The 23,423-nt window shown below is 68.9% G+C and carries 24 protein-coding genes; 13 read left to right on the top strand and 11 right to left on the bottom strand.

All coding sequences use genetic code 11. The features are described 5' to 3' along the window. Nucleotides 1-104: 104 nt before the first annotated feature. From AC3EO4_RS13490 to AC3EO4_RS13470, 5 genes are all read right to left on the bottom strand, one after another. Nucleotides 105-1,895 (bottom strand): phosphoenolpyruvate carboxykinase (GTP), encoded by a 1,791-nt coding sequence (locus AC3EO4_RS13490; protein WP_379583762.1) that lies wholly within the window; start codon nt 1,893-1,895, stop codon nt 105-107. Between the two features lie 191 nt (nt 1,896-2,086). Further along, a complete protein-coding gene (locus tag AC3EO4_RS13485) occupies nt 2,087-2,605 on the bottom strand; it encodes a hypothetical protein (protein WP_379583761.1) in 519 nt (172 codons plus the stop codon). A 64-nt stretch (nt 2,606-2,669) separates the two neighbouring features. Continuing rightward, complete coding sequence (locus AC3EO4_RS13480; RefSeq protein WP_431895704.1) at nt 2,670-3,839, bottom strand: C40 family peptidase; 1,170 nt, start codon at nt 3,837-3,839, stop codon at nt 2,670-2,672. A 122-nt stretch (nt 3,840-3,961) separates the two neighbouring features. Beyond that, nucleotides 3,962-4,462 carry a transcription elongation factor GreA gene (greA, locus tag AC3EO4_RS13475; RefSeq protein ID WP_379583757.1) on the bottom strand — a complete coding sequence of 167 codons (501 nt, stop codon included), beginning with the start codon at nt 4,460-4,462 and terminating at the stop codon, nt 3,962-3,964. Between the two features lie 101 nt (nt 4,463-4,563). Continuing rightward, nucleotides 4,564-4,980 carry a DUF4307 domain-containing protein gene (locus AC3EO4_RS13470; RefSeq protein WP_379583755.1) on the bottom strand — a complete coding sequence of 139 codons (417 nt, stop codon included), beginning with the start codon at nt 4,978-4,980 and terminating at the stop codon, nt 4,564-4,566. Between the two features lie 136 nt (nt 4,981-5,116). On the opposite strand from AC3EO4_RS13470, the gene mca reads away from it, so the two are divergent. Genes mca through AC3EO4_RS13455 form a run of 3 tightly spaced genes read left to right on the top strand, consistent with a single transcriptional unit; the run spans nt 5,117 to nt 6,454 of the window. Then, nucleotides 5,117-6,001 (top strand): mycothiol conjugate amidase Mca, encoded by an 885-nt coding sequence (gene mca, locus AC3EO4_RS13465; RefSeq protein WP_379583753.1) that lies wholly within the window; start codon nt 5,117-5,119, stop codon nt 5,999-6,001. Between the two features lie 10 nt (nt 6,002-6,011). Further along, nucleotides 6,012-6,167 (top strand): hypothetical protein, encoded by a 156-nt coding sequence (locus AC3EO4_RS13460; protein WP_358136247.1) that lies wholly within the window; start codon nt 6,012-6,014, stop codon nt 6,165-6,167. Then, complete coding sequence (locus AC3EO4_RS13455; protein ID WP_379583751.1) at nt 6,164-6,454, top strand: GNAT family N-acetyltransferase; 291 nt, start codon at nt 6,164-6,166, stop codon at nt 6,452-6,454. Before AC3EO4_RS13460 ends, AC3EO4_RS13455 begins: the two co-directional genes overlap by 4 nt. Here the strand turns inward: AC3EO4_RS13455 and AC3EO4_RS13450 are convergent. The 3 genes from AC3EO4_RS13450 to AC3EO4_RS13440 are packed head-to-tail and all read right to left on the bottom strand — an operon-like array spanning nt 6,402 to nt 9,656. Then, nucleotides 6,402-7,784: a sensor histidine kinase gene (locus AC3EO4_RS13450; protein WP_431895699.1), complete on the bottom strand. Its 1,383-nt coding sequence runs from the start codon at nt 7,782-7,784 to the stop codon at nt 6,402-6,404. The two genes, AC3EO4_RS13455 and AC3EO4_RS13450, sit on opposite strands and share 53 nt — an antisense overlap. Further along, nucleotides 7,781-8,467: a response regulator transcription factor gene (locus tag AC3EO4_RS13445; protein ID WP_431896022.1), complete on the bottom strand. Its 687-nt coding sequence runs from the start codon at nt 8,465-8,467 to the stop codon at nt 7,781-7,783. The genes AC3EO4_RS13450 and AC3EO4_RS13445 overlap by 4 nt, the downstream gene beginning before the upstream one ends. 55 nt (nt 8,468-8,522) lie before the next feature. Next, nucleotides 8,523-9,656 (bottom strand): hypothetical protein, encoded by a 1,134-nt coding sequence (locus AC3EO4_RS13440; protein WP_431895697.1) that lies wholly within the window; start codon nt 9,654-9,656, stop codon nt 8,523-8,525. 158 nt (nt 9,657-9,814) lie between these two features. Between AC3EO4_RS13440 and AC3EO4_RS13435 the strand changes: the two genes are divergently transcribed. Next, nucleotides 9,815-11,881 (top strand): thioredoxin domain-containing protein, encoded by a 2,067-nt coding sequence (locus AC3EO4_RS13435; protein WP_431895695.1) that lies wholly within the window; start codon nt 9,815-9,817, stop codon nt 11,879-11,881. Here the strand turns inward: AC3EO4_RS13435 and AC3EO4_RS13430 are convergent. Together AC3EO4_RS13430 and AC3EO4_RS13425 are read right to left on the bottom strand one after the other, a co-directional pair. Beyond that, entirely contained in the window at nt 11,858-13,951 is a 2,094-nt protein-coding gene (locus AC3EO4_RS13430; protein ID WP_431895694.1) for a transglycosylase domain-containing protein, read from the bottom strand. The genes AC3EO4_RS13435 and AC3EO4_RS13430 overlap by 24 nt on opposite strands. 115 nt (nt 13,952-14,066) lie before the next feature. Then, nucleotides 14,067-14,552, bottom strand: coding sequence for an Lrp/AsnC family transcriptional regulator (locus AC3EO4_RS13425; protein WP_379583740.1), 486 nt, complete (start codon nt 14,550-14,552; stop codon nt 14,067-14,069). A gap of 67 nt (nt 14,553-14,619) precedes the next feature. Between AC3EO4_RS13425 and hppD the strand changes: the two genes are divergently transcribed. The 6 genes from hppD to AC3EO4_RS13395 are packed head-to-tail and all read left to right on the top strand — an operon-like array spanning nt 14,620 to nt 19,703. Then, a complete protein-coding gene (gene hppD, locus AC3EO4_RS13420; RefSeq protein ID WP_379583738.1) occupies nt 14,620-15,720 on the top strand; it encodes a 4-hydroxyphenylpyruvate dioxygenase in 1,101 nt (366 codons plus the stop codon). Between the two features lie 37 nt (nt 15,721-15,757). Then, entirely contained in the window at nt 15,758-16,186 is a 429-nt protein-coding gene (locus AC3EO4_RS13415; RefSeq protein ID WP_379583736.1) for an RDD family protein, read from the top strand. 33 nt (nt 16,187-16,219) lie between these two features. Further along, the gene (locus tag AC3EO4_RS13410) at nt 16,220-17,641 is read left to right on the top strand and encodes a M1 family metallopeptidase (protein WP_431895692.1); all 1,422 of its coding nucleotides are present in this window, start codon (nt 16,220-16,222) and stop codon (nt 17,639-17,641) included. 19 nt (nt 17,642-17,660) lie between these two features. Beyond that, nucleotides 17,661-17,993, top strand: coding sequence for a PadR family transcriptional regulator (locus AC3EO4_RS13405; RefSeq protein WP_431895690.1), 333 nt, complete (start codon nt 17,661-17,663; stop codon nt 17,991-17,993). Further along, entirely contained in the window at nt 17,990-18,874 is an 885-nt protein-coding gene (locus tag AC3EO4_RS13400; protein ID WP_431895689.1) for a hypothetical protein, read from the top strand. Before AC3EO4_RS13405 ends, AC3EO4_RS13400 begins: the two co-directional genes overlap by 4 nt. Before the next feature lie 13 nt (nt 18,875-18,887). After that, nucleotides 18,888-19,703: a hypothetical protein gene (locus tag AC3EO4_RS13395; RefSeq protein WP_379583728.1), complete on the top strand. Its 816-nt coding sequence runs from the start codon at nt 18,888-18,890 to the stop codon at nt 19,701-19,703. 1 nt (nt 19,704) lies between these two features. Here AC3EO4_RS13395 and ilvA read toward each other — a convergent pair whose 3' ends face one another. Then, complete coding sequence (ilvA, locus tag AC3EO4_RS13390; RefSeq protein ID WP_379583726.1) at nt 19,705-20,916, bottom strand: threonine ammonia-lyase; 1,212 nt, start codon at nt 20,914-20,916, stop codon at nt 19,705-19,707. A 176-nt stretch (nt 20,917-21,092) separates the two neighbouring features. Here ilvA and AC3EO4_RS13385 point away from each other — a divergent pair, with 176 nt between their 5' ends. Genes AC3EO4_RS13385 through AC3EO4_RS13375 form a run of 3 tightly spaced genes read left to right on the top strand, consistent with a single transcriptional unit; the run spans nt 21,093 to nt 23,380 of the window. After that, on the top strand, nt 21,093-22,106 hold the full coding sequence (locus AC3EO4_RS13385; RefSeq protein ID WP_431895687.1) for a hypothetical protein: 1,014 nt from the start codon (nt 21,093-21,095) through the stop codon (nt 22,104-22,106). Nucleotides 22,107-22,160: 54 nt separating this feature from the next. Next, nucleotides 22,161-22,478, top strand: a complete 318-nt coding sequence (locus AC3EO4_RS13380) for a PadR family transcriptional regulator (RefSeq protein ID WP_379583722.1) — start codon at nt 22,161-22,163, stop codon at nt 22,476-22,478. Further along, complete coding sequence (locus AC3EO4_RS13375) at nt 22,475-23,380, top strand: hypothetical protein (RefSeq protein WP_431895685.1); 906 nt, start codon at nt 22,475-22,477, stop codon at nt 23,378-23,380. Before AC3EO4_RS13380 ends, AC3EO4_RS13375 begins: the two co-directional genes overlap by 4 nt. Nucleotides 23,381-23,423: the final 43 nt, after the last annotated feature.

The following is a 23,423-nucleotide window of genomic DNA, read 5'->3' as shown; positions in this document are numbered from 1 at the left end:
CTCAAACCGGTCCGGCGCAGGAAGAGCACGGACGGCCGGTGCATGGCGCACGGAAGAACTGTCCCAAGCCATGCCGGACCGTGGCGCCCGGCATGGCGACGACATCACAAACGGTCGAGGAGCGCCTCGTACTCGCTCCACAGCTCCTTGGGCAGGTGGTCGCCGAACTTCTCGAAGTGCGCGGGGATCAGCGCCGCCTCCTCCCTCCACACTTCACGGTCGACGGTGAGGAGCGTGCGCAGGTCCTCCTCCGGCAGGTCGAGACCCTCGGTGTCCAGCTCCTTCGGCAGCAGGCCGATCGGCGTCGGCACGGCCTCCGCCTGGCCGTTCAGCCGGTCGACGATCCACTTGAGCACGCGGCTGTTCTCGCCGAAGCCCGGCCAGATGAAGCGGCCCGAGTCGTCCTTGCGGAACCAGTTCACGTAGTAGATGCGCGGCGGCTTCGCGCCCTCGCGTCGGCCGATCGACAGCCAGTGGCCGAAGTAGTCGCCCATGTTGTAGCCGCAGAACGGCAGCATCGCGAACGGGTCGTAGCGCAGCTCGCCGACCTTGCCCTCGGCGGCGGCGGTCTTCTCGGAGGCGACGTTGGCTCCGAGGAAGACGCCGTGCTGCCAGCTCAGCGATTCGGTCACCAGCGGCACCGCGGTCGCGCGGCGGCCGCCGAACAGGATCGCCGAGATGGGCACGCCCTTGGGGTCCTGCCACTCGGGCGCGATCGTGGGCGCCTGGGAGGCGGGCGTGGTGAAGCGGGCGTTCGGGTGGGCGGCGGGCTCATCGGAGTCCGGCGTCCACGAACGGCCCTTCCAGTCGGTCAGGTGCGCGGGCGGCTCGTCGGTGAGCCCCTCCCACCACACGTCGCCGTCGTCGGTGAGCGCGACGTTGGTGAAGATGCTGTTGCCCCAGAGCGTCTTCACGGCGTTGGCGTTGGTGGTCTGGCCGGTGCCGGGCGCGACGCCGAAGAATCCGGCCTCCGGGTTGATGGCATACAGTCTGCCGTCGGCGCCATAACGCATCCACGCGATGTCGTCGCCGATCGTCTCGACCTTCCAGCCAGGGATGGTGGGCTGGAGCATGGCGAGGTTCGTCTTGCCGCAGGCGCTCGGGAACGCGGCGGCCACGTAGCGGGTCTCGCCCGAGGGCGGGGTCAGCTTGAGGATGAGCATATGCTCGGCCAGCCAGCCCTCGTCGCGGGCCATCACGCTGGCGATGCGCAGCGCGTAGCACTTCTTGCCGAGCAGCGCGTTGCCTCCGTAGCCGGAGCCGTACGACCAGATCTCGCGGGTCTCGGGGAAGTGGCTGATGTACTTGGTGGTGCTGCACGGCCACGGCACGTCCTGCTGACCCTCGGCGAGGGGCGCGCCGACGGAGTGGACCGCCTTCACGAAGTCACCGCGCCGCTCGATCAGCCGGAGCGCCTCAGCGCCCATGCGCGTCATGATCCGCATGGACACCGCGACGTACGGCGAGTCGGTGATCTCGACACCGAGCTGGGAGATGTCACCGCCCAGCGGCCCCATGCAGAACGGCACCACGTACATCGTGCGCCCGCGCATGCAGCCCTTGAACAGCTCGCCGAAGGTCTCGCGCATCTCGGCGGGCGCGATCCAGTTGTTCGTGGGACCCGCGTCCTCCTCGCGCTCGGAGCAGATGTAGGTGCGGTCCTCCACGCGGGCGACATCGCTCGGGTCGGACTTGGCATAGAAGCTGTTGGGCCGCTTGGCGAGCCGGGTGAAGGTTCCCTGGTCCACGAGCAGGTTGGTCAGGCGCGTCCATTCGGCCTCGGACCCGTCGCACCATTCGATCCTGGCGGGCTGGGTCAGGGCGGCGATCTCGTTCACCCAGTCGACCAATTTCTGGTTGGTCGTCGGGGTGGGTACTTCCACGGAAAGGGACACGGTGGTGGCTCCTCCACTCTTTTCTGGGCCACGTCATCATTAACGACTAATGCCGACAAAGGCTAATTGGAGTAGACCTTTGCGCAGGCAGTGGCCTTGATGGAGGGGGAACCTACCCATCGCGAAGCGATTTAAAGAACGGAAATTGGTCCAGACCAAGAGGAAAGGTCTACACCAATTCCCGCATTGGTTCAGTCCATTCCCGATGGACCAGCTGCTCTAATGCGGTCGACGTGCTGGAGCGCGTCGCGCAGCTCGGTGAGCCAGGTGTCGGTGTTCTTGCCGACCAGCCGTACGCACCAGGCGAGCGCGTCGCTGCGGCTGCGGGCCACGCCCGCGGAGACCAGGGTGTCGAGCACCTGCCGCTCCGACTGGCGCAGACGGGTCATGACGGGCACGGACAGTGTGGTGAACATCACGGTCTCGTCGCCGCAGACGACACCCCAGGAGACCTTGCGGCGGAACTTCCGCTCGGCCTCCGCCGCGATCTCGATGCGGCGCTCCCTGGTCTCCTCGCGGAAGCGCCTGATGAGGCCGTCGATCGTGGCGGCCTTCTCGGCGTCGGACTCGGCCGTGGGCTCGGGCAGGGTGCCGAGCACGGCGATCTCCTCGCGGTCGAGGACGATGGTGACGGGACCGGTGAACCAGGCCTCGGGCAGGCGTCCCGTGAACCACCCGCGCAGCGTGCTGGCTGCTTCGTCAGTATCCATGTAATTAGAATTACACACGCACAGGGCAAGAACCAGCCTTGGCCGTCCTGTCGATGGAACGCTGTCAGCGAACGCGGGCCGCGATGACCGGGCTCACGCGGACGATGCCCGCGAGGTTGCGTGTGCTGAGCGGCGAGATCTTCACCACGTCACCGGTCCTGGGCGCCTGCAGCACCTTGCCGTTACCCCAATAGATCGCCACATGGGAGATGTAGCCGGGATTGGTCGGGTCGCTCCGCCAGAAGATGAGGTCGCCCGGCTGCGCCTGCGACAGCTTCACCTGCGGCCCTGTCACCCACTGCTGGTGGGTGACGCGCGGCATGCGCACCCCTGCCTGGGCGAACGCCCACTGCACCAGGCCCGAGCAGTCGAAGGTGTCCGGCCCCTCGGCCCCCCACACGTACGGCCTGCCCAGCTTGCCGGCCGCCGCCTGCAACGCGGTGGTCAGCTGCGAAGCCGACATGAACGACCCCGAACTCCACTGCGTCACCTGCTTCGGCGCCGCCAGTACCGGGTTGATCGCGGCGACCTGCGAGCCCTTCGGCAGCACCCGCAGCAGCGCCCTGCGCAGGGCGGAGGTGTCGGCCTTCGGGGCGCTGACCACGATCGCGTTGTTCTGCGGGAAGCCGAGGGAACGGGCCTTGTCCCTGGAGACGACGGCGTCGACCGCGCCCATGCCCATCGTCGCGTAGGCGCCGATCCTGAGCTGGCCGCCCGGCCCCGGCACACTGCGACCGAGCGTGAGCCCGCCGTCGTTGCCGAGGACGAACGAGACCGCCACGTCACCGCCCGCGATGTTGGCCCACAGGCCGTCGGACTTGGCGGTCACCTTGGGCGTGTACGCCCTGAAGCTGGAGGGGTCGACGCCGAGCGTCTGCACACGCTTGCCGTCGATCTGGACGGACGCGGCGTCGGCGAGCTCGACTGCCTGGATGCCCTTGACCTTGACGACCTTCTCCATCGTGGCGCGCTGCAAGGGCTTGCGCGTGACCACGAACACGCTCGGCGAGCGGAGCTTGCCGAGCGGCTGCACGGGAGGCGCCGTCTTGCTCTCGGCGACCGTGTTCTCCTGGGGGGCCAGCTTCTTGGCCGTCACGGCGGCCGAGGGAGGCTCCGGGTCGGAGAACTCACCGAGTAAGGCCACGTCGGCGGCGATCACCATGGCCAGTGTCACCGCGATGAACGGCACGAGCCTGTGGCCGCGCGGCGGTCTGCGCGGGCGGTGGCCGTACATGCCGGGAGGAGGCGCCGGGCGGCGGTCGCCGTGCACCAGGAACGAGAGATCCTGCTTGATCCCGCCGCCCGCACGCTGAAGATCCGCCGGGCCAGCGGCCCGGCGGATCGTCTCTCCGTTGCTCAGTTGCCGATGTACGGCACGGCCTCGAGGATCTCGACCGTGTTCTGACGGCCGTTGGGCATGGCGTAGGTCGCCTTCTCCCCGATCTTCTTGCCGTTGATCGCGGCGCCAAGAGGAGACTTGGGAGAGTAGACGTCGATCGGCGCGCCGGTCTCCTCGCGAGAGGCGAGCAGGAAGGTGACCTCGTCGTCGTCACCCTCGAAGCGGATCGTGACGGTCATGCCGGGACCCACCACCCCCTCCGTCTTGGGGGCCTCGCCCACCCTGGCGCTGTCCAGGAGCTGCCTGAGGTGGTAGATGCGCGCCTCGATCTTGCCCTGCTCGTCCTTGGCCGCGTGGTAGCCGCCGTTCTCACGCAGGTCGCCCTCTTCGCGAGCAGCCTCGATCTTCTTGGCGATGTCAACGCGGCCCGGGCCCGAAAGGTAGTCGTACTCCTCCTTCAGGCGGTCGTACGCCTCCTGCGTCAGCCAGGTGACGTTCTCATCGCGAGAGTCGGCCACGGGTTCTCCTTGCTTCCTTAGGGGGCCCTGAGTTCACTTGGGTTCGCGAATCGCGAAAGACTAACAACTTTACACGGTCGAACGCTTCCCCAAATGTCTCACTATACGAGATTGCAGTACTGGATGTGGACTGAAGAGGCCTGGCCACTGGTGTCCAAGCTCTCCTTCAGTCGGGTATACCCCTCGCCGGCGGGAATCTTTACTTCCTTGCTGCCGACTTCTACATGGTTCGCGTCGGTGGCGCGCAACCGGCACACCGCCGCCCTGTCGGCGGGCTTGGCGATCTCGAAAGTGATCTCTGCGGACTCGGGCCTGGTCGCGTCGAAGGCGATGACCTGCTTGGTGACCCCGACGTTGCCGGTGGCCGACCACATCACGTAGCCCCAGCCACCTGCGATGATCGCCACCAGTACTCCGATCACGACGTGGACGACGAACCTGCCCTGCCGTTCCGGGCGGTCGCTGAAGTCGTCCGGGGTGCCGAGAACCGGACCGTTCTCGACATCTCTGGTGGCCATGACGGAATCTCCCTGCACTCCCTGGTGTTGTCCGAGACAATTGTCGCCTGTTGGGGGTCCGCCCCCGCGACCCGCCCAAGAGAAGTAAACCTCTTGCGGCGAGTGACCCGGTCCGAAGTGAGGAGACAGCGAGCCAGTGAGCGCAGCGCTGAGGCTGATGGCCGTCCACGCCCATCCCGATGACGAGTCGAGCAAGGGCGCGGCGACGATGGCCCGTTACGTCGCGGAAGGCGTTGAGGTCCTCGTCTGTACCCTCACAGGCGGTGAGCGCGGTTCCGTGCTCAATCCGAAGATGGACCGCCCGGAGATCGTCGCCAACATCGGCGAGGTCCGCCGCAAGGAGATGGATCGCGCGCGGGAGATCCTTGGCGTGAGCCAGCGGTTCCTCGGTTTCGTCGACTCGGGCCTGCCCGAGAGCGAGGAGGAGGCGCTTCCCGAGGGCTGCTTCGCCCTCCAGCCGCTGGAAGAGGCCTCCAGGCCGCTGGTGGCGGCGGTGCGCGAGTTCAGGCCGCACGTGATGCTCACCTATGACGACGACGGCGGCTACCCGCACCCTGACCACATCATGACCAACAGGGTGTCGGTGGAGGCGTTCAACGCCGCCGGAGACCCCGACCGTTACCAGGGCGCGGGCGAGCCGTGGCAGCCGTTGAAGCTCTACTACCAGATGGGCTTCACCAAGGAGCGGTTCGAGGCGCTGCACGAGGCGATGAACAAGCGCGGGATCGGCTCGCCGTACGCCGACTGGATCGCCCGCTGGGAGGACAGGCCGCAGAAGTGGCCGGTGACCACGCGGGTGCCGTGCGGCGACTTCTTCAAGACCCGCGACGAGGCGCTGATGGCGCACGCCACGCAGGTCGACCCCGACGGGTTCTGGTTCGTGTGCCCCAGGGAACTGCAGCAGGAGATCTGGCCGACCGAGGACTACCACCTGGCGCGCTCGCTGGTCGACACCAAGCTTCCCGAGGACGACCTGTTCGCGGGCATACACGCCGAGGAGACCGCGGGCGCGTGCAAGTAAGCTGGAAGGCGTGACGTACTTCGCCATTGGTGACGTGAGCCCGGGGATCCTGGGCTTCACCGTCGTGGCCCTCATGGGATTCGCGCTGTTCTTCCTCATCAAGTCGATGAACAAGCAGATTTCCAAGATCGAGGTCCCCCACGAAGCCGACCTGGACAAGAAGTGACCCGAGAGATCACGGTCATCGACAACCCTGACGCGAGCCGCTTCGAGATCCACGTGGGCGACGAGCTCGCCGGGTTCGCCGAGTACAAGCTGCTGCCCACGACCATCGTCTTCACCCACACCGAGGTGGACCCGGCGTTCGAGGGGCAGGGGCTGGCGGGCAGGCTCGTCCGGCGGGCGCTCGACGTGAGCAGGGACACCGGGCTGAAGGTGCGCCCGCTGTGCCCCTACGTGGTCAAGTGGATCGACCGCCACCCCGAGTACCAGGATCTGCTCGAGGCAGCGTGACGGTGAACCTCGCCCCCTCCCCGGGGGGTGAGGAGACTGTGGCGCTTCCGCCGTGGGCGTGGGCCACCGCGGCGACGATGGCGAGCCCCAGCCCCGCACCGCCCTGGTCGCGGACACGCGCGGGATCGCCGCGGTAGAACCTCTCGAAGACCTTGTCGAGCTGGTCGCCGGGGATGCCCTCACCCGCGTCGTCGACCTCGATCACGACGCTGTCCCCCTCGCCCCCCTCGCGGACCCGAACGGTCGCCGGTGTCCCCTTCGACGTGTGCCGGCGGACGTTGGCCAGCAGGTTGTCGACGAGCTGGCGCAGCCGCACCGCGTCGCCGTCGATCACGACGTCGTCCACCTCCAGCGTCAGCGGCCGGTCGGGCTCGACGGCGTGCGCGGCCGCCACGGCCTCGGCCACGAGCACCCCCAGGTCGACGGGCCTGCGCTCCACCGCCCTGCCCTGGTCGAGCCTGGCCAGCAGCAGCAGCTCGTCCACGAGCACGCCCATCCGCGTCGCCTCCGACTCGATCCTGCTCATCGTCAGTGCCAGGTCGTCGGGACGGCCTGCCGCGCCGCGTCTGAACAGCTCGGCGTAGCCCCTGATCGCCGCCACTGGCGTGCGCAGCTCGTGCGAGGCGTCGGCCACGAACCTGCGCAGCCGCTGCTCGGACACGATCCGCTGGCGGAAGGCCTCGTTCAGGGCCAGTCCCAGCCGGCCCGCCTCCGACGCGTCGTCGGCGGGTTCCACCTTGCGCGACAGGTCTCCCTCGCCGATGGCCCTGGCGGCCGCGGCGATCTCCTCCAGCGGGCGCACGGACCTGCGGATGATCCGGTAGGCGAACACGCCGAGGACCAGCAGGGCGAGCGCGGTGATCGTCGAGTGGACGCCGGTGAGCCTGCCGCCGAGGTCGTCGAAGCCCGACGCGGGCACGCCCAGGACGAGCAGGCGGCCGTCGGGCAGCCACGAAGCGCGCAACCACCAGCCCTTCCCCCGGGGTTCGCGATCGGCGCTCCTGGAGAAGGACCAGCCCTGAGGGCCGGGCGGGCGGAGGTTGTCGAGGTCGGGGGGCGTGCCGTACGAGATGGACTGCAGGACCGTGCCGCGCGGATCGCGCAACTGGACGAGCCCAGGCCCGAGGGCGGCCTGCAGGGGGTCGCCCATGGACAGCTCCCGTCCACCCGCCAATACCGGCGCCAGGCGGCCCGCCGCCTGGGCGAGCTGGTCGCGGGCGGTGTCGGCCAGGAAGTCGCGGGCGACGGCGAACGTCGTCAGCGGGACCACGATCAGCCCCGCCGCGAGCAGGGCGAGCACCGTCATCGTGAGCCTCCTGCGCAGGCTCATCGCGGCAGCCTCAGGACGTAGCCGACGCGCGGCACGGTGTGGATGAGCTGAGGCTCCCGGTCGTCGACCTTGCGGCGCAGGTAGCTGACATACGTCTGGACGACGCCGTCGCTGCCGCCGAAGTCGAAATCCCACACGTGGTCGAGGATCTGCTGCTTGGTGAGCACGCGTCCAGCGTTGACCATGAGGTAGCGCAGCAGCTTGTACTCCGTGGGGGTGAGCTCGACCAGCGTGCCGCCGCGCCGCACCTCGTAGCGGTCCTCGTCCATGGACAGGTCGGCGAACTCCATGCGCGGGCCTGTGGACGGCCTGGTACGGCGCAGCACCACCCGCACCCGTGCGACCAGTTCCTCCAGGCTGAACGGCTTGGTGACGTAGTCGTCACCACCGGAGGTCAGCCCGGTGATCTTGTCCTCGTGCGCGTCCTTGGCGGTCAGGAAGATCACCGGGGTGTGCACGGCCTGCCTGCGCAGCCGGCGGCAGACCTCCACACCGGTGATGTCGGGCAGCATGACGTCGAGCACGATCAGGTCGGGCCCGAAGTCGGCCACCCTGGCCAGCGCCGCGCCGCCGGAGTCGGCGGTCACCGCCTCGAAGCCCTCGTAGCGCAGCGCCATCGCCACGAGGTCGGCCAGGTTCCGCTCGTCGTCCACCACGAGTATGCGCGCCTTCACGCGCTCCAGTCTGGTCGAGCGTTCTTAGAGAACCCTCAGAACGGCCACCCACGCTCGGGCACGCTCAGTCCTCGGGCGACCAGGCCCGCTCCAGCGCCTCGGGCAGGCCCCACCAGCCCAGCGGTGTGAGCACGTCGTCCTCGTCCACGATCCCCAGATAGGCCCACAGCCCTGTGACGTGCGAGAACAGGGTCTCCGTCGTGTCGAGGTCGTCGGGGTCGTCCATGTCGACCGTGATGTCCTCGGACTCGGCGATGAGCTGGGCGATCCGCTCGGGCGAGGCCAGCGCGCCAGGCCCCAGCCTGGCCAGCGCCGCCACCGCGGCCAGCCAGTCGGCGTGGTGGATCGCGCACAGCGCCGCCAGCGCCGCCTCCTCGTGGCTGAGCTCCTCGTGCTCCTCGGCCGGCTCCTCGTCCAGGTCGGAGATCGGGCCCGCGATGCCGGCGACGACGGCGAGCCACAACTCGCGGTCGTCATCGGGGATCAGTCCGCCCTCGAACCCCGCGCACGCCCTCAACACGTTGCCCGGATAGCCGGGGAAGACGAGCATCTCCCGCAGCCTGGCCGCCGCGTGCCGCAGGTCGGGCTCCGGCAGCTCAGGACGCTTGGGCAGCTCGGCGAGGATCCGCCGCAGCTCGGCCAGCGCGTAGGACTCCTCCTCGTCCCAGGCGGCGAACAGCTCCTCGTCCTGCTCGTCGCTCACCACGAGGACGGGCACCCTGCCGTCGGGCAGCGGGGTGTTGAGCCAGCGCTCCTGCATCTCCTCGTAGGCGGCCCGGGCCGCCGGGTTGCCGCTCGCCAGCTCGTCGGGGTCGATCTCGCCCGCCTTGATGCGTTCCTCCAGGTAGGCGATGAAACGCGTGTACATCTCCTCGGCGACCGGGCCCCGCTCGTCCTCCTCGGGCCAGACGAAGTAGCTGGGCGTGAGCAGGATCGGCTCGCTGCCCGTGGCCTCCAGCCACCGCTGCACGTCGCCGACCGTGGCCGTGCCCGACTCGATCGCGCTGAGCGTGCTCCTCGCGGTGTCCCAGAACGTCGCCGAGAGCGGGTTGCCCACGGCCATCATCTCCCGCCGCAGGTCGGGCAGCGCCACGAGCGCCACGCCCGAAGGGACGGCCAGCAGCACGCGGGCCACGTCCCTGCGGGTGAGCGCGGTCGCGGAGCGCTCGGCATGGGCGCTCACGAAGTCAAGGTCCACGCTCGGTAACCTACCCGCCCCTTTCCCTCATCTACGTCAGGCCCGTCCACCACCTCGGTACCAGGTCGCCCGGGTCCTGTCAGAGCCTGGGCGGGGCGGGCGTCGGGCGGGGTGGGCGACGCGTCAGGAAGTGCGGACGCACGTGAGAGGCTGGTTGCATGAACAGGCTGAAGCACGCCACCAGCCCCTATCTTCAGCAGCACGCCGACAACCCGGTCGACTGGTTCGAGTGGGGTCAGGAGGCCTTCGACGAGGCGCGGCGGCGTGACGTCCCGCTGCTGATCTCGGTCGGCTACTCAGCCTGTCACTGGTGCCATGTCATGGCCCACGAGAGTTTCGAGGACGCCGAGACCGCCCGTCTGATGAACGAGCGTTTCGTCAACGTCAAGGTCGACAGGGAGGAAAGGCCGGACGTCGACGCCGTCTACATGAGCGCCACGCAGGCCATGACGCAGCACGGCGGGTGGCCGATGACGGTGTTCGCGACGCCGGAGGGGCACCCGTTCTACTGCGGCACCTACTTCCCGAAGCCCCAGTTCCAGCGTCTGCTCGTCGGGGTGCACAACGCGTGGACCGGCGACAGGGAGCAGGTGCTCGAGCAGGGCTCGAAGGTCGTCGAGGCGCTCACGGGGGGCTCGACGCTGCCGAGCGGTCCCGTGCCGACGCCCGAGACGCTGGCGCTGGCCGTACAGAACCTGATGCAGTCGTTCGACCACGCGCGCGGGGGGTTCGGCGGGGCGCCGAAGTTCCCGCCGTCGATGGTGCTGGAGTTCCTGCTGAGGTACCAGGGCGACGGCGCGGCCGTGGCGCGGGAGATGGCGCACAGGACGCTGGAGGCGATGGCAAGAGGCGGCATCTACGACCAGCTCGGGGGCGGGTTCGCGCGTTACAGCGTGGACGCCGAGTGGGTGGTGCCGCACTTCGAGAAGATGCTCTACGACAACGCGCTGCTGTTGCGCGTCTACACGCACTGGTGGAAGGCCACGGGCGCGCCGCAGGCCAGGAGGGTCGCGCTGGAGACCGCCGACTGGCTGCTGAGGGAGATGCGTACGCCGGAGGGCGGGTTCGCCTCGGCGCTCGACGCCGACAGCGAGGGCGAGGAGGGCAGGTTCTACGTCTGGACGCCCGCCCGGCTGCGCGAGGTCCTGGAGCCGCAGGACGCGGAGTGGGCGATCGAGCTGTTCGAGGTGAAGGGCACGTTCGAGCACGGCACGTCGGTGCTGCAGCTGCTGACCGATCCCGACGACCCCGCCAGGTTCGCGCGGGTGCGGTCGCGGCTGATGGCCGCCAGGGACGAGCGCGTACGGCCCGGCCGCGACGACAAGGTGGTCGCGGCGTGGAACGGCCTGGCCGTCGCGGCCCTCGCGGAGACGGGAGCGGTCTTCGAGCGCCCCGACCTGGTGGAGGCGGCCAGGGAGGCGGCGATGCTGCTGGAGAAGGTGCACGTCGAGGGCGACCGGCTGCTGAGGACCTCACGCGACGGGCACGCGGGGCGCAACGCGGGCGTGCTGGAGGACTACGCCGACCTGGCGGAAGGGCTGCTCTCGCTGTACGGGGTGACGGGCGAGGTCCGGTGGTTCACGCTGGCGGGGCGGCTGCTGGAGGTGATCCTGTCCCGGTTCGCGGACGAGTCGGGCGGCTTCTTCGACACGGCCGACGACGCCGAGCGGCTGTTCCAGCGGCCGCAGGACCCGACGGACAACGCGACGCCTTCGGGGCAGTTCGCGGCCGCGGGCGCGTTGCTGTCGTATGCGGCGTTGACCGGGTCGGCCCGGCACAGGCAGGCGGCGGAGTCGGCGCTCGGGACGGTGTCGGTGCTGGCGAGGGGGCATGCGAGGTTCGCGGGGTGGGGGCTGGCCGCGGCGCAGGCCGCGCTGGCGGGGCCGGTGGAGGTGGCGATCGTCGGGCCGGCCGACGATCCGCGGACGAAGGCGCTGCACAGGGCGGCCCTGCTGGCCGACGTTCCCGGCATGGTCATCGCCCTCGGTGAGGAGCCTGCCGCCGTGGACGGTTCCGGCGGCGAGACAGGCCAGGCGACCCGGGACCGCGCCACCGGCGCGGGAACCACGGACGGGCAGGTGGGCGTCAGGGTGCCGTTGCTCGAAGGGCGGGGGCCGGTCGGAGGGGCGCCTGCGGCCTACGTCTGCAGGGGGTTCGCCTGCAGGCTCCCCGTGACCACCCCCGCCGACCTGGTGGCCGAGCTATCGGTTCCCGGGCCCGTGTGAGGTGTCGTCGAGCTGGTCGGGCTCGGCCGGCGCTTCGCTGGGCGGCGCCTCGGAGTTGTCGGCGTCGCCCCGGTCGGTCTCCTCAGGGATGACCGGGTTCTGGGGCGTGGAGGTCTCGTCGGGCTGCGGCGTGCTCGGCTCGTCGCTGTCCAGCCGCTCGCCGCTCCACTCGTTGTTCCACGGGTTGTCGCGCCTGTCGTAGCCGTTGTCGAACCCCCGGTCGTCGCCGGGCATCTCCTGCTCGTCCCATTGGCTGTAGCCGTAGTCCGACGGCTCGGGGAACTCCTCGACGGGCTTGCCTTCGAGGGCCTCGGTCATGAACGCCTTCCAGATCCGCGCGGGCAGCTGGCCGCCGAACTGCACGCCGTACCCGGGGACCTCGACGGTCTTGTTGTCGTCGCGGAACATGTTGACCGCGGTGGCCAGCTGCGGGGTGAAGCCGTTGAACCAGACCGCGCCCGAGCTGTCGGTGGTGCCGGTCTTGCCCGCCACGGGCCGGTCGTAGAGGCGGGCGCCGGTGCCGGTGCCGTACTTGACGACCTGCTCCATGGCGTAGATCGCGTCGGCGGCGGCCTGCTTGCCGACCACGGTCGTCGACTTGGGCTTGATGACGGACTTCTTGCCGTTGGCGTCGGTCACCGACTTGATGACGTGGGTCTCCATGTGGACGCCGCCGTTGGCGAAGCTGGCGAAGCCTGAGGCGTTCTGGACGGCGCTGACGGAGGCGACGCCGAGCGGGAACGAGGCCGCGATCTTGTGTTGGTCGAGCTGGCTCGCGGGGATCCCGGCCGCCTCGGCGACCTTGGCGACCTTGTCGAGGCCGACCTTCTGGCCGAGGTCGACGAAGGCGGTGTTGACGGAGTTCTGCGTGGCGCGGACCAGGTCGATGTACCCGTAGGAGCGTCCGCTGTCGTTCGGGATGGCCTGGGAGGCGCCGCGCACCGAGATGGGCGAGTTGCCGTTGACCGTGGTCGACAGGTCGAAGCCGTTGTCGAGGGCCGTGGCCAGCGTGTACGGCTTGAACGTCGAGCCCGCCTGGACCTTGGCGGAGAAGGCGTTGTCCCACGACTGGTCCTTGCGCCCGCCGTAGAAGGCGACGACCTCGCCGGTCGCGGGGTCGATCGCGGCCAGTCCCGTGCGCACCTTCTTGGACGTGGACTCGGGCAGCACGGACTTCACGGCGCGCTCGGCCGCGCCCATGAGGTTCTTGTCGAAGGTGGTCACGATCTTGAGGCCGCCGTTGTCGATGACCTCGTCGGTGTAGCCGCGGGCGTTGAGCTCCTCGCGGACCCTGTCGACCATCACCTGGTCCTGGCCCTTGAGCGCGAAGGCCGCCCTGGGCTTCTTCAGCGCGGGGAAGACCTGCTTGGCCGCGTCCTGGGCGGTGATGGCGCGGGTCTGCACCATGGCGTCGACGATCGCCTTCCAGCGCGTCCTCGCCGCGTCGAGATCGGCGGCCTTGGGGTCGGCGAACCTGCTGGGCTGCTGGATGACGGCGGCGAGGTAGGCGCCCTCGGCGACGGTCAGGTCCTCGACGTTCTTACCGAAGTACGCCTGCGCGGCGGCCTGGACGCCGTTGGCGCCCCTGCCGAAGTAGATCGTGTTGAGGTACTGCTCGAGGACCCAGTCCTTCGACTTGGACTGGTCGACCTTGATGGAGATCAGGATCTCCTTGAACTTCCTCGTGATCGATCGTTCCTGGCTGAGGCCGCTGTAGTAGTTGCGGACCATCTGCTGGGTGATCGTGGAGCCGCCCTGGAGCTGCTGGCCCGTGACCGTCGACCAGACGGCGCGCGCGGTGCCCTTGAGGGACACGCCGCCGTCGCTGTAGAAGGAGCGGTTCTCGGCGGCGATGACCGCGTCGCGGACGTGCGCGGGCACCTGGCCGAGTTTGACGTTCTTACGGTTGACGCCCTGCTTGGCGAGGACGGACTTGCCGTCGCGGTAGTAGATCACCGAGCCCTGCGCCGTGGCTTCCTTCTGGGTGCTGTCCGGGATCGGGGTCATCGCCCATGCGATCCCGAAGAGGCCGACCATGGCGAGGATCCCGGCACCGAACGCGATCGCCACCCAGCGGAGTATTCGCCGTCTCCGCGTGCTCTTCGCCACAGACTCCCCCGATCGCAAGCTCAGCAAACCCCCGTCAGCTGGGCGGAAGGCCAAGAATAAACGATCGGTAACGATGCTACGGCTTTAGACCCCCTCGACGTGGTACATCCGTGACCAATGGCATAACCCGGTATGGGACCGGAGTGTCGAGCACGATCACCGAAGAAGTCCGCAGAACCCCTTGCACAGCGACGATCCGGTCGATGACGCGCTGAAGGTCGGCGTTGGTGCGCGCCACGACCCTGCACAACAGGTCGCTGCCGCCGGTGATGGTGTGGACCTCCAGCACTTCGGGTATGCGCGCGAGCTGGTCGGCGACCGGATCGTGCCCGCTGACCTGACGGATCTCCATGGTCACGAAAGCGGTGACGTCGTAGCCGAGCGCGGCCGCCGAGACGTCGGGGCCGAAACCTGTGATGACCCCCCTGGCGATCATCCTGTCGAGCCGGGCCTGCACGGTGCCTCGGGCGACGCCGAGCCTGCGGGAATACTCCAGAACTCCGAGGCGTGGCTCCGTGGCGAGCAGACTGAGCAGTTTGGCGTCCAGATCGTCGATGGTCATGGACAAATTGTCCACTGTTTCAAGTGACAGTTGCACAAGCCGTCCACATAAATCGAGAGTTATCGGTATGAGCGATGAGTTTCCGGTCAAGGGCATGGACGCCGTGGTGTTCGCCGTGGGCAACGCCAAGCAGGCGGCTCACTACTACTCCACCGCGTTCGGGATGAAGCTGGTCGCCTACCGCGGCCCCGAGAACGGCAGCAGGGACGAGGTGGCCTACGTGCTGACCTCGGGTGGTGCGCGGTTCGAGTTCCGCTCGTCGGTACGGCCCGGCACCGACCTGGCCCGCCACGTCGCCGAGCACGGCGACGGCGTGATCGACCTGGCCATCGAGGTGCCCGACGTCGAGGCGGCCTACGAGCACGCCGTCGCGCGGGGCGCCCGGGGGCTCGCCGAGCCGTACACGCTGGAGGACGAGAGCGGCAAGGTCGTGATCGCGGCCATCGCCACCTACGGCGAGACCCGGCACACCCTGGTGGACAGGTCCAACTACTCGGGCGCCTACCTGCCCGGCTACCGCCAGGCCGAGCCGATGGTGGCGCCGCCCGCCAAGCGGTTCTTCCAGGCGGTCGACCACTGCGTGGGCAACGTCGAGCTCGGCAAGATGGACGAGTGGGTCGAGTTCTACCGGAACGTGATGGGCTTCACCAACATGGCGGAGTTCGTCGGCGACGACATCGCCACCGAGTACTCCGCGCTGATGTCGAAGGTCGTCGCGGACGGCACCCGCAAGGTGAAGTTCCCGCTCAACGAGCCCGCGATCAGCCGTAAGAAGTCGCAGATCGACGAGTACCTGGAGTTCTACGGCGGACCCGGCGTGCAGCACATCGCGCTGGCCACCAACGACATCCTCACCACCGTCGACAACATGCGGGCGGCGGGCGTGGAGTTCCTCGACACCCCCGACTCCTACTACGACGACCCCGAGCTGCGCGCCAGGATCGGCGAGGTGCGGGCGCCGATCGACGAGCTGAAGCAGCGCAAGATCCTGGTGGACCGCGACGAGGACGGCTACCTGCTGCAGATCTTCACCAAGCCGGTGCAGGACCGCCCGACGGTGTTCTTCGAGCTCATCGAGCGGCACGGCTCGCTCGGCTTCGGCAAGGGCAACTTCAAGGCACTGTTCGAGGCGATCGAGCGCGAGCAGGAGCGCCGCGGCAACCTGTAGATGTTTGTCCTGGTCAGAGGTGGGTGATCATCAGATCATGCCACCTCTCGCAGGACGTTGGCGACGGCTTTTCGCCGGGATCGTCGACAGCGTCATCGTCTCCGCCATCGCGTCGCCGTTCACCTGGACGAGCTGGCAGTACGTCTGGGACCCCTCGAAGGAGATGGCGGTACGCGTGCCCGTGCAGCACGTCTTCATCGCCGGGGTGATCTCGTTCCTCTACTACTGGCTGCTGCACGCCTACTGGCACGGGCAGACGCTGGGCAAGAGACTGTTCGGGATGCGGGTGGTCGCCGACACGGGCCAGCCGATCACGGTCGGGCAGGCGGCGATCAGGCAGGCGGTCGCCGCCATTCTGGACTATTCATGCTGTTTCGGGATCATCAATCTTGGTTGGATCCTGTTCGACCCACGTAAACAGGCCCTGCACGACAAGGCGGCCAAGACCCTTGTCGTAGATGCCTGACCGGCGGCAATGGCTCGCGTAGTCTCTGTGGCCATGCGCTGTGCTGTGCTGTTGACGCTCCTCGGGGCGGTCGCCTGCGCCCCTTCTTCCACCGGGGCCCAGGTTCCGCCCGCCGCCACCCCCGCCCCCGCGGCCCCTCAGGCCGAGCCGGGGCGAGGCATCGGCGACCCCGACTTCCCCTTGGACGGCAACGGCGGCTACGACGTCACCCGCTATCACCTGAAGATCGGCTACGACCCCACCGCCAAGCACCTGAACGGGCTGACCTCGATCCAGGCCAAGGCCACGCAGTCGCTGCCGCGCTTCAACCTCGACCTGTCCGGCTTCGAGGTGGGCAAGGTCGAGGTGGACGGCGCTCCTGCGAGGTTCGAGCGCAGCGGCAGCGAGCTGACGGTGACGCCCGCCAAACGGCTGCGCGAGAACCACGCCTTCACCGTCACCGTCGCCTACGAGGGCACGCCGAAGCCGGTGAGGGACTCCTCCAACCTCGGCACCTACGGCTTCATCCCGACCCCCGACGGCGCCTTCGTCGCCTGCCAGCCCAACGGCGCCAAGACCTGGTTCCCCTCCAACGACCACCCCGCCGACAAGGCGCGCTTCGACTTCGAGCTGACCGTGCCGCGGGGGGTGACGGCGCTGGCGAACGGCGAGCAGACCAGGCAGCCCGTCACGAACGGCGGCAAGACCACGTTCACGTGGTCGGAGAAGCATCCGATGGCGACGTACCTGGCCACGATGACGCTCGGCAAGTTCGAGCTGCGCCAGGGCACGACCGCGACCGGTATCCCCAACCTGGCCGCCGTCGATCCGCAGTTCGCCTCGGCGCTCGACGACCTCTACGCCACCTCGGGCGAGGTGACCGACTACTGGACCAAGGTCTTCGGCCCGTACCCGTTCTCGTCCACCGGCGGCGTCATCGACGACTTCGCGGCGGGCTACGCGCTGGAGAACCAGACCAAGCCGATGTACGGCGGCTTCCGGCCGGCGGAGAGCATCATCGCCCACGAGCTGGCTCACCAGTGGTTCGGCAACAGCCTGTCCGTCAGGCGGTGGAGGGACCTGTGGCTCAACGAGGGCTTCGCCACCTACGCCGAGTGGCTGTGGTCTGAGCACAAGGGCAGGGCCAGCGCGGAGAGCGTCTTCGACGGCTTCTACGCCAGGCCCGCCTCCGACCCGATGTGGACCTACCCGCCGGGCCGCGCGCTGCCAGACGACCTGTTCAACGAGTCGGTCTACACGCGTGGCGGCATGGCGCTGCACGCGCTGCGCAAGGCCGTGGGCGATCCCGTCTTCTTCAAGATCGTCAAGGAATGGACGGCCCGCTACAAGTACGGGTATGTCACGACGCCGCAGCTCATCGCACTCGCCGAGCAGCTCTCCGGCAAGCAGCTCGACGAGCTCTTCGACGCCTGGCTCTTCGAGCCGAGAAAGCCGGTCTTGTCCTCACTCCGTTAAACGGAGTATCTTGATCGCCATGCCGCGAAGATCAACGGAAGTCAGCGAGCCGATGTACTTCGTGCTCGCCGCTCTGCTCGACGGCCCCCTGCACGGACACGCGATCGTCGGACGGGTCATCGAGCTGTCCCGCGATCGCGTCAAGCCGTCGATCAGCACCCTCTACGGCATCCTGGAGCGCCTCACCTCCCAGGGCACCCTCACCGTCGACCGCGAAGAGGTCGTCGACGGCCGCAACCGCCGCTACTTCCGCATCACCGATCGCGGCAGGGCGATCGCCGAGGCCGAGGCCGAGCGCATGCATCACGCCGCCAGCGTGATCAGAGGGCGCCGCGACCCGGGCCTGACGTGACCCCACTCGAACGGCGCTACCGGCGGCTACTGCGGGCCTACCCCCGCGCCTACCGCTCGGCTCACGGCGATGAACTGCTCGACGTCCTGCTCGGACACACCGACCCGAAGCGTTCGAGGCCGCCACTGAAAGAGGCGGCGGGACTCCTGGTCAACGGGCTGCGGGAGCGGGTCTGGCAGGCCACCACGGCCCCGATGTGGGCCGACGGGCTGCACCTCGGCGTAACCGCGCTCTGCGCGGCCCACCTCTCAGGGTGGCTGCCCTACGCCACGTCGATCCCGGTGTGGTGCGCACTGTCCACGCTCGGGCTGATCCTCACCATCATGGGACGGTTTCGGCTCGCGCTGCCGCTGGTCCTGCTGACCGGGATCAAGTCGTGGACGCTCGGCACCGGCGTCGTCTTCGTGGACGCCACGCTGCTGCCGATCGAACCTGCCTTCCTGATGCATGACGCGCTCTACGGCAACAGCGGCCCGATCGGGGCGGCCGCCTGGTCGCTGCCGGCGTGCGCGGGGCTGGCGATCCTGGCCGTTCGCGGGGAGCGGCCCCGGCGGCGCTCGCTGTGGTGGCCGGCGGTCGTCCCCCTGCTGGCGGTCGCCGATCCGGCGTGGATGGCGCTCGACGATCCCTCCCCCCTCGTCCTGGTCAGGGTCGTGGCCGAGGCCGCGACACTGGCGGGCGCGGTGTGGGCGGGACGGATGACCGGCGATCAGCGCTGGGCGCTGGCCGCCGCGCTCTACCTGGTTGCCGGCTCGACGGCCTTCGGCGAGCACCTGGTCGACCAATCACGCCAGAACCTGGCCTATTGGGGGCTGCTGGCGTTCCTCACCCTTGTCGCGGCCGTCGCGCCGCGCGGGTCGCGCACGCGCGCGTTCGACTGATCTGGAGATTTCCATGCGTCGTGTCACATGGTTGCTTTCGCTTGCCCTCCTATCGGGATGCGCGGCCGAACAGGCCGCCGCTCCCGCGCCCACCAAGGGGCCCGATCCGCGGCCCAGGATGGAGCAGATCAAGGCCGACTGCATGAAGCAGAAGGGCTTCAAGTACATCGCCTTTGTGTCGCCGGAGCAGCCGAAACCCGATCTGAGCACCTACGAGGCCATAAAGGTCTACCGCCAGAAGTACGGCTTCGGGGTGTTCGCCCAGTACGTCTACCCGAAGGATCCCCTGAGCGGCAGCATCGAGAGCTCCCCCGACCACGGCGACCCGAACCACGAGCTCGTATGGAAGTTGAACGACCGCCAGCTCGCTTCCTACAACAAGGCGAAGGACAGCTGCTATCAGAAGGCCGCCAAGGAGGTGCTGAACAAGGAGGTGGGCTCGAAGCTGAAGGGAGTCATCCTGCTGAGGGATGCCAGAAAGCAGCTGGAGGCCGCCGAGATCGATGGCGACACCGAGCTGGTCGGCCTCGCCTCGGCCTTCGCCGACTGCCTCGTCCGCAAGGGGCAGCGCATGTCCACGACCAAGCCGACCGCTCTGGCCAAGAGAGGTGAAAACCAGTTCTTCGACGAGGCGGACAAGCTTGGCAAGGCGCCCAACGAGCCTCTGGACCTCACGCCGGCGCAGGCCAGGCCGTACCTGGATCGGGAGGTCAAGGCGGCGATGGAGGACCTGGAATGCGGCAAGGACTTCTACACCCGCTTCGCCCCCAAGCAGGCCTCGATCAATACTCGGGTATGGGCCGAGTACGGGCCGCTGCTCGGACGCTGACTCAGAAGAAGACCTTGTAGCCTTCTCTTGCGAGCACCCCCAGCACCTCGTCGCAGTGCGCCTGGCCGCGGGTCTCGAGCTGGAGCCGCACCTCCACCTCGTCGACGTGGAGCCTGGCGTTGACCCGCTCGTGAACGATGTCGATCACGTTGGCGCGCAGCTCGCCCAGGGTGGCGAGCAGCGCGGCGAGCGCGCCGGGCCGGTCGTGGAGCCTGATCCTGACCGTGAGGTAGCGACCGGCGGCGGCCAGGCCGTGCCGGAGCACCTTCGACAGCAGCAGCGGGTCGATGTTGCCGCCCGACAGCACCGCCACGGCGGGCGGCTCGAAGGCGTGCGGGTGCGCGAGCAGCGCCGCCACGCCGACCACTCCCGCGGGCTCGACCACCAGCTTGCCGCGCTCGACGCACAGCACGAGCGCCCTGGAGATCTCCTCCTCCGACACGGTCACCACGCTGTCGACCAGGTAGTGGATCATCTCGAACGGCAGCTCGCCGGGGCGGCCCACCGCGATGCCGTCGGCCATGGTGCCCGACGGGTCGACCACCACGGGCTCCCCCATGGCGAGCGAGGCCAGGTAGGCGGCCGCCTGCTCGGCCTGCACGCCGACGATCCGCACGCCGGGCCGTAGCGACTTGACGGCCAGGGCCACGCCCGCGGCCAGCCCGCCGCCGCCGATGCCGAGCACGATCGTGCCCGTGTCGGGGAGCTGCTCGATGATCTCCAAGCCGATCGTGCCCTGGCCCGCGATGACGTCGGGGTGGTCGAAGGGGTGGATGAAGACCGCCCCCGTCCGCTCGGCGTGCTCTTTCGCCTTGGCCAGCGCCACGTCGACGCTGGCGCCGCCGAGCACGACCTCGGCGCCGTAGGCCTGCGTCGCCTCCACCTTGGGCAGCGGCGCGGCCTCCGGCATGTAGACCGTGGCCCGCGCGCCGACCAGCCCTGAGGCGAGCGCGACACCCTGCGCGTGGTTGCCCGCGCTGGCGGCGACCACGCCCTTCCGTCTGTCGTCCTCGGTGAGCTTGGCGATGCGGACGTAGGCGCCGCGGACCTTGAACGAGCCCGCCCGCTGGAGGTTCTCGCACTTGAGGTGCACGGGGCCACCGATGGTCTCCGACAGGACACGGGACCGGAGCACGGGAGTCTGGACGGCGACGCCCGCCAGGAGGTCGCGTGCGGCCACCACGTCGTCGAGGGTCACTCGCGGGAGAACCATGCCGACCAGTCTCCCACCGCCCGGACGGGCCCGAGGTCGTCGAAAGGTCCAGGTGGGACGCCGGTCATGCGTGAAGCGCGGGACCCGGGCCGGCGGCTTGAGCCCCTCGACGGGGGAGGCGCAGGGCGCGACGCACCGCTTGACCATACTTCGTCGCACGAAGTATGGTCCTCACCATGCCTAACCGATCAATGGCGGATCACCCGCCGACCTTATTCTCGCCACCCTCCGCCGAGGCCGGGCCGTCCCTCTCCGACGCCACCCATGGTCGCCCCCCGGCGAACACCGCCAAGGGCGCGCAGCGCCGCGCGGTACGGCCGGCGTGGTGCGCGGCGGGGTTCCTCACCCTCGCCCTGCTGGCCGGGTGCGGCGCCACCGCGGCCGAGACGGAGCCGAGCCCCCAGGCCGCCCAGGGGATCGAGCAGCGTAAGGAGGCCGAGCTCGCCACCTGCATGAAGGGCAAGGGCTTCAAGTACGTCGCGTTCGTGGCCAAGGGCCGGCAACTGAGCGAGCAGCGCAAGGCGGCCTTCGGCGGCGACTACGCGGCGATGAAGGCGGAACGCGGCAAGTACGGCTTCGGGCACTTCTCCCTCTACGTCTACCCCAAGGAATTCGACAGCCCGATGTACAAACCGGAGAAGCCGGAGATCAACCCGAACTGGGCGATCCAGAGCTCGCTGTCCGAACAGCAGCGCAAGGCCTACGACGACGCCCACGAGTCCTGCTACACGGCCGCGATCAAGAAGCTCACGGGCAAGGTCGTGAAGTCGTCGATGGACCACTACGAGCAGGTGGCCAAGGCCAGGACGCAGGCCGAGATCCGCGAGCTCGACGGCGATCCCACCCTGGTGGAGAAGGCCGCGCGCATGGCCGACTGCCTGAAGGGCCAGGGCTACAGGGTGTCGAAGACCAATCCGACCGCCATCGCCACGCGCGGCTCGGACGAGATCCGCGCCCAGGTCGAGAACCTGGGCAAGACCGACGACGTCGACGACAGCAAGCTGCCCGAGGGGCAGTTCTACGAGCCCACGCTCACGGCCGCGCAGGCCAGGCCCTATCTCACCAAGGAGATCAAGGTCGCGCTCGACGACCTGGAGTGCGGCAAGGACTTCTACGCGGCCTACCTGCCACGAGAGCAGGAGATCGACACGAAGGTGGACGCGGAGTACGGGATACGGACATGGGGTTGACGATACTTCGCCGCACGAAGTACGTTTCCGGCTATGTCTAAGGGATCATCCGGTTTGAGTGAGCAGACCTATTTCGTCCTCGCCGCACTCCTGGACGGTCCGCTCCACGGACACGCGATCATCAAGAAGGTCGTCGACCTCTCCCACGGCAGGATCACACTGGCCGTCGGTACCCTCTACGGCGCCCTCGACCGGCTGGCCGCCAACGGCGTCATCATGGTCGAGCGCGAGGAGATCGTCAACGGCCGCAAACGCCGCTACTTCAGGATCACCGACGAGGGCAGCGGCATGGTCGAGGCGGAGGCCAGGCGCATGCAGCAGGCGGCCGCCGTCGTGACGGGACGCCACAACCTCGGGGCGACGTTCGGATGACCTCGCTCGAGCGGCGTTATCGCTGGCTGTTGCGGGCCTACCCCGACGGCTACCGGGCCGACCATGGTGACGAGCTTCTCGACGTCCTGCTGGACAGCGCCGAGCCAGGCCAGGCGCTTCCACCGGCGCGCGAGGCCTACGCCCTGGTGGTCGGCGGGATACGCACCCGGATCATCGCGGCGGCACAGGGGCCCGCCTGGGCGGACGGGTTGCACCTGGGCGTCGCGGCGCTGGCCATGCTCAACCTCGCGGTGCTCGTTCCCTACGCCACCAGCGTGCCGTTGTGGCTGGCGCTGTCGGCCGTCGCTCTCGTGCTCATCCTGCGCGGCCACGTACGGCCGGCGCTCCCCGTCGCGGGAGCCGTCGCCGTCAAGGTCACCTCGATCACCATGGGGCAGCAGTGGCTCGACGCCACGCTGCTGCCCGTCTTCCCCGACTTTCCCGAAGAGCTGTGGTCGGGTCCCGCGCTGTACGGCAACGGCGGCCCCATCGCCCCGCTGACCTCCAACGTGCTGACCATCGCGGGACTGCTGGTCCTGGCGAGCAGGCGTGAGCGGCCTCGCACCCGCTCGTGGTGGTGGCTGGCGGCGGTGCCGCTCGTCGCCGGCGCGGACCCCGCGTGGCTCGACATCGCGGCGGGCTCGCCCACGGCCATGACGAGGGTGTGCCTGGAGGCGGCGCTGCTGTTCGGCGCCGCCCTCGCCGGGCACCTCACCGCCGACCTGCGATGGGCGATCGCGGCGACCGTCTACCTGGTGCCCGCCACGGCCGTGCTCTACGAGAACACCGAGAGCATCGAGCACATCACCAGGCAGGACATCGCGCACGCCGCCCTCCTGGTGGTTCTGACGATCGCGGCGGCGGCCGTGCCGTACCGCGCCAGGCGCCGCATCCTCCTCTAGCTCGCCGCAGGGCCACGAGCTCTGTTCGGCATGCCCGAAATCA

Source organism: Nonomuraea sp. bgisy101, assembly GCF_057708945.1.
Note: the sequence above shows the minus strand (reverse complement) of the source record. Positions and strands in the feature narration are given on the sequence as shown.

What these genes read in the sequence shown, in the direction of transcription:
- AC3EO4_RS13485 (WP_379583761.1), bottom strand. Translation starts at nt 2,605, where the DNA reads ATGGATACTGACGAAGCAGCCAGCACGCTGCGCGGGTGGTTCACGGGA.
- AC3EO4_RS13480 (WP_431895704.1), bottom strand. Translation starts at nt 3,839, where the DNA reads ATGTACGGCCACCGCCCGCGCAGACCGCCGCGCGGCCACAGGCTCGTG.
- AC3EO4_RS13470 (WP_379583755.1), bottom strand. Translation starts at nt 4,980, where the DNA reads ATGGCCACCAGAGATGTCGAGAACGGTCCGGTTCTCGGCACCCCGGAC.
- AC3EO4_RS13450 (WP_431895699.1), bottom strand. Translation starts at nt 7,784, where the DNA reads ATGAGCCTGCGCAGGAGGCTCACGATGACGGTGCTCGCCCTGCTCGCG.
- AC3EO4_RS13435 (WP_431895695.1), top strand. Translation starts at nt 9,815, where the DNA reads ATGAACAGGCTGAAGCACGCCACCAGCCCCTATCTTCAGCAGCACGCC.
- AC3EO4_RS13425 (WP_379583740.1), bottom strand. Translation starts at nt 14,552, where the DNA reads ATGACCATCGACGATCTGGACGCCAAACTGCTCAGTCTGCTCGCCACG.
- hppD (WP_379583738.1), top strand. Translation starts at nt 14,620, where the DNA reads ATGAGCGATGAGTTTCCGGTCAAGGGCATGGACGCCGTGGTGTTCGCC.
- AC3EO4_RS13415 (WP_379583736.1), top strand. Translation starts at nt 15,758, where the DNA reads ATGCCACCTCTCGCAGGACGTTGGCGACGGCTTTTCGCCGGGATCGTC.
- AC3EO4_RS13410 (WP_431895692.1), top strand. Translation starts at nt 16,220, where the DNA reads ATGCGCTGTGCTGTGCTGTTGACGCTCCTCGGGGCGGTCGCCTGCGCC.
- AC3EO4_RS13405 (WP_431895690.1), top strand. Translation starts at nt 17,661, where the DNA reads ATGCCGCGAAGATCAACGGAAGTCAGCGAGCCGATGTACTTCGTGCTC.
- AC3EO4_RS13395 (WP_379583728.1), top strand. Translation starts at nt 18,888, where the DNA reads ATGCGTCGTGTCACATGGTTGCTTTCGCTTGCCCTCCTATCGGGATGC.
- ilvA (WP_379583726.1), bottom strand. Translation starts at nt 20,916, where the DNA reads ATGGTTCTCCCGCGAGTGACCCTCGACGACGTGGTGGCCGCACGCGAC.
- AC3EO4_RS13385 (WP_431895687.1), top strand. Translation starts at nt 21,093, where the DNA reads ATGCCTAACCGATCAATGGCGGATCACCCGCCGACCTTATTCTCGCCA.
- AC3EO4_RS13375 (WP_431895685.1), top strand. Translation starts at nt 22,475, where the DNA reads ATGACCTCGCTCGAGCGGCGTTATCGCTGGCTGTTGCGGGCCTACCCC.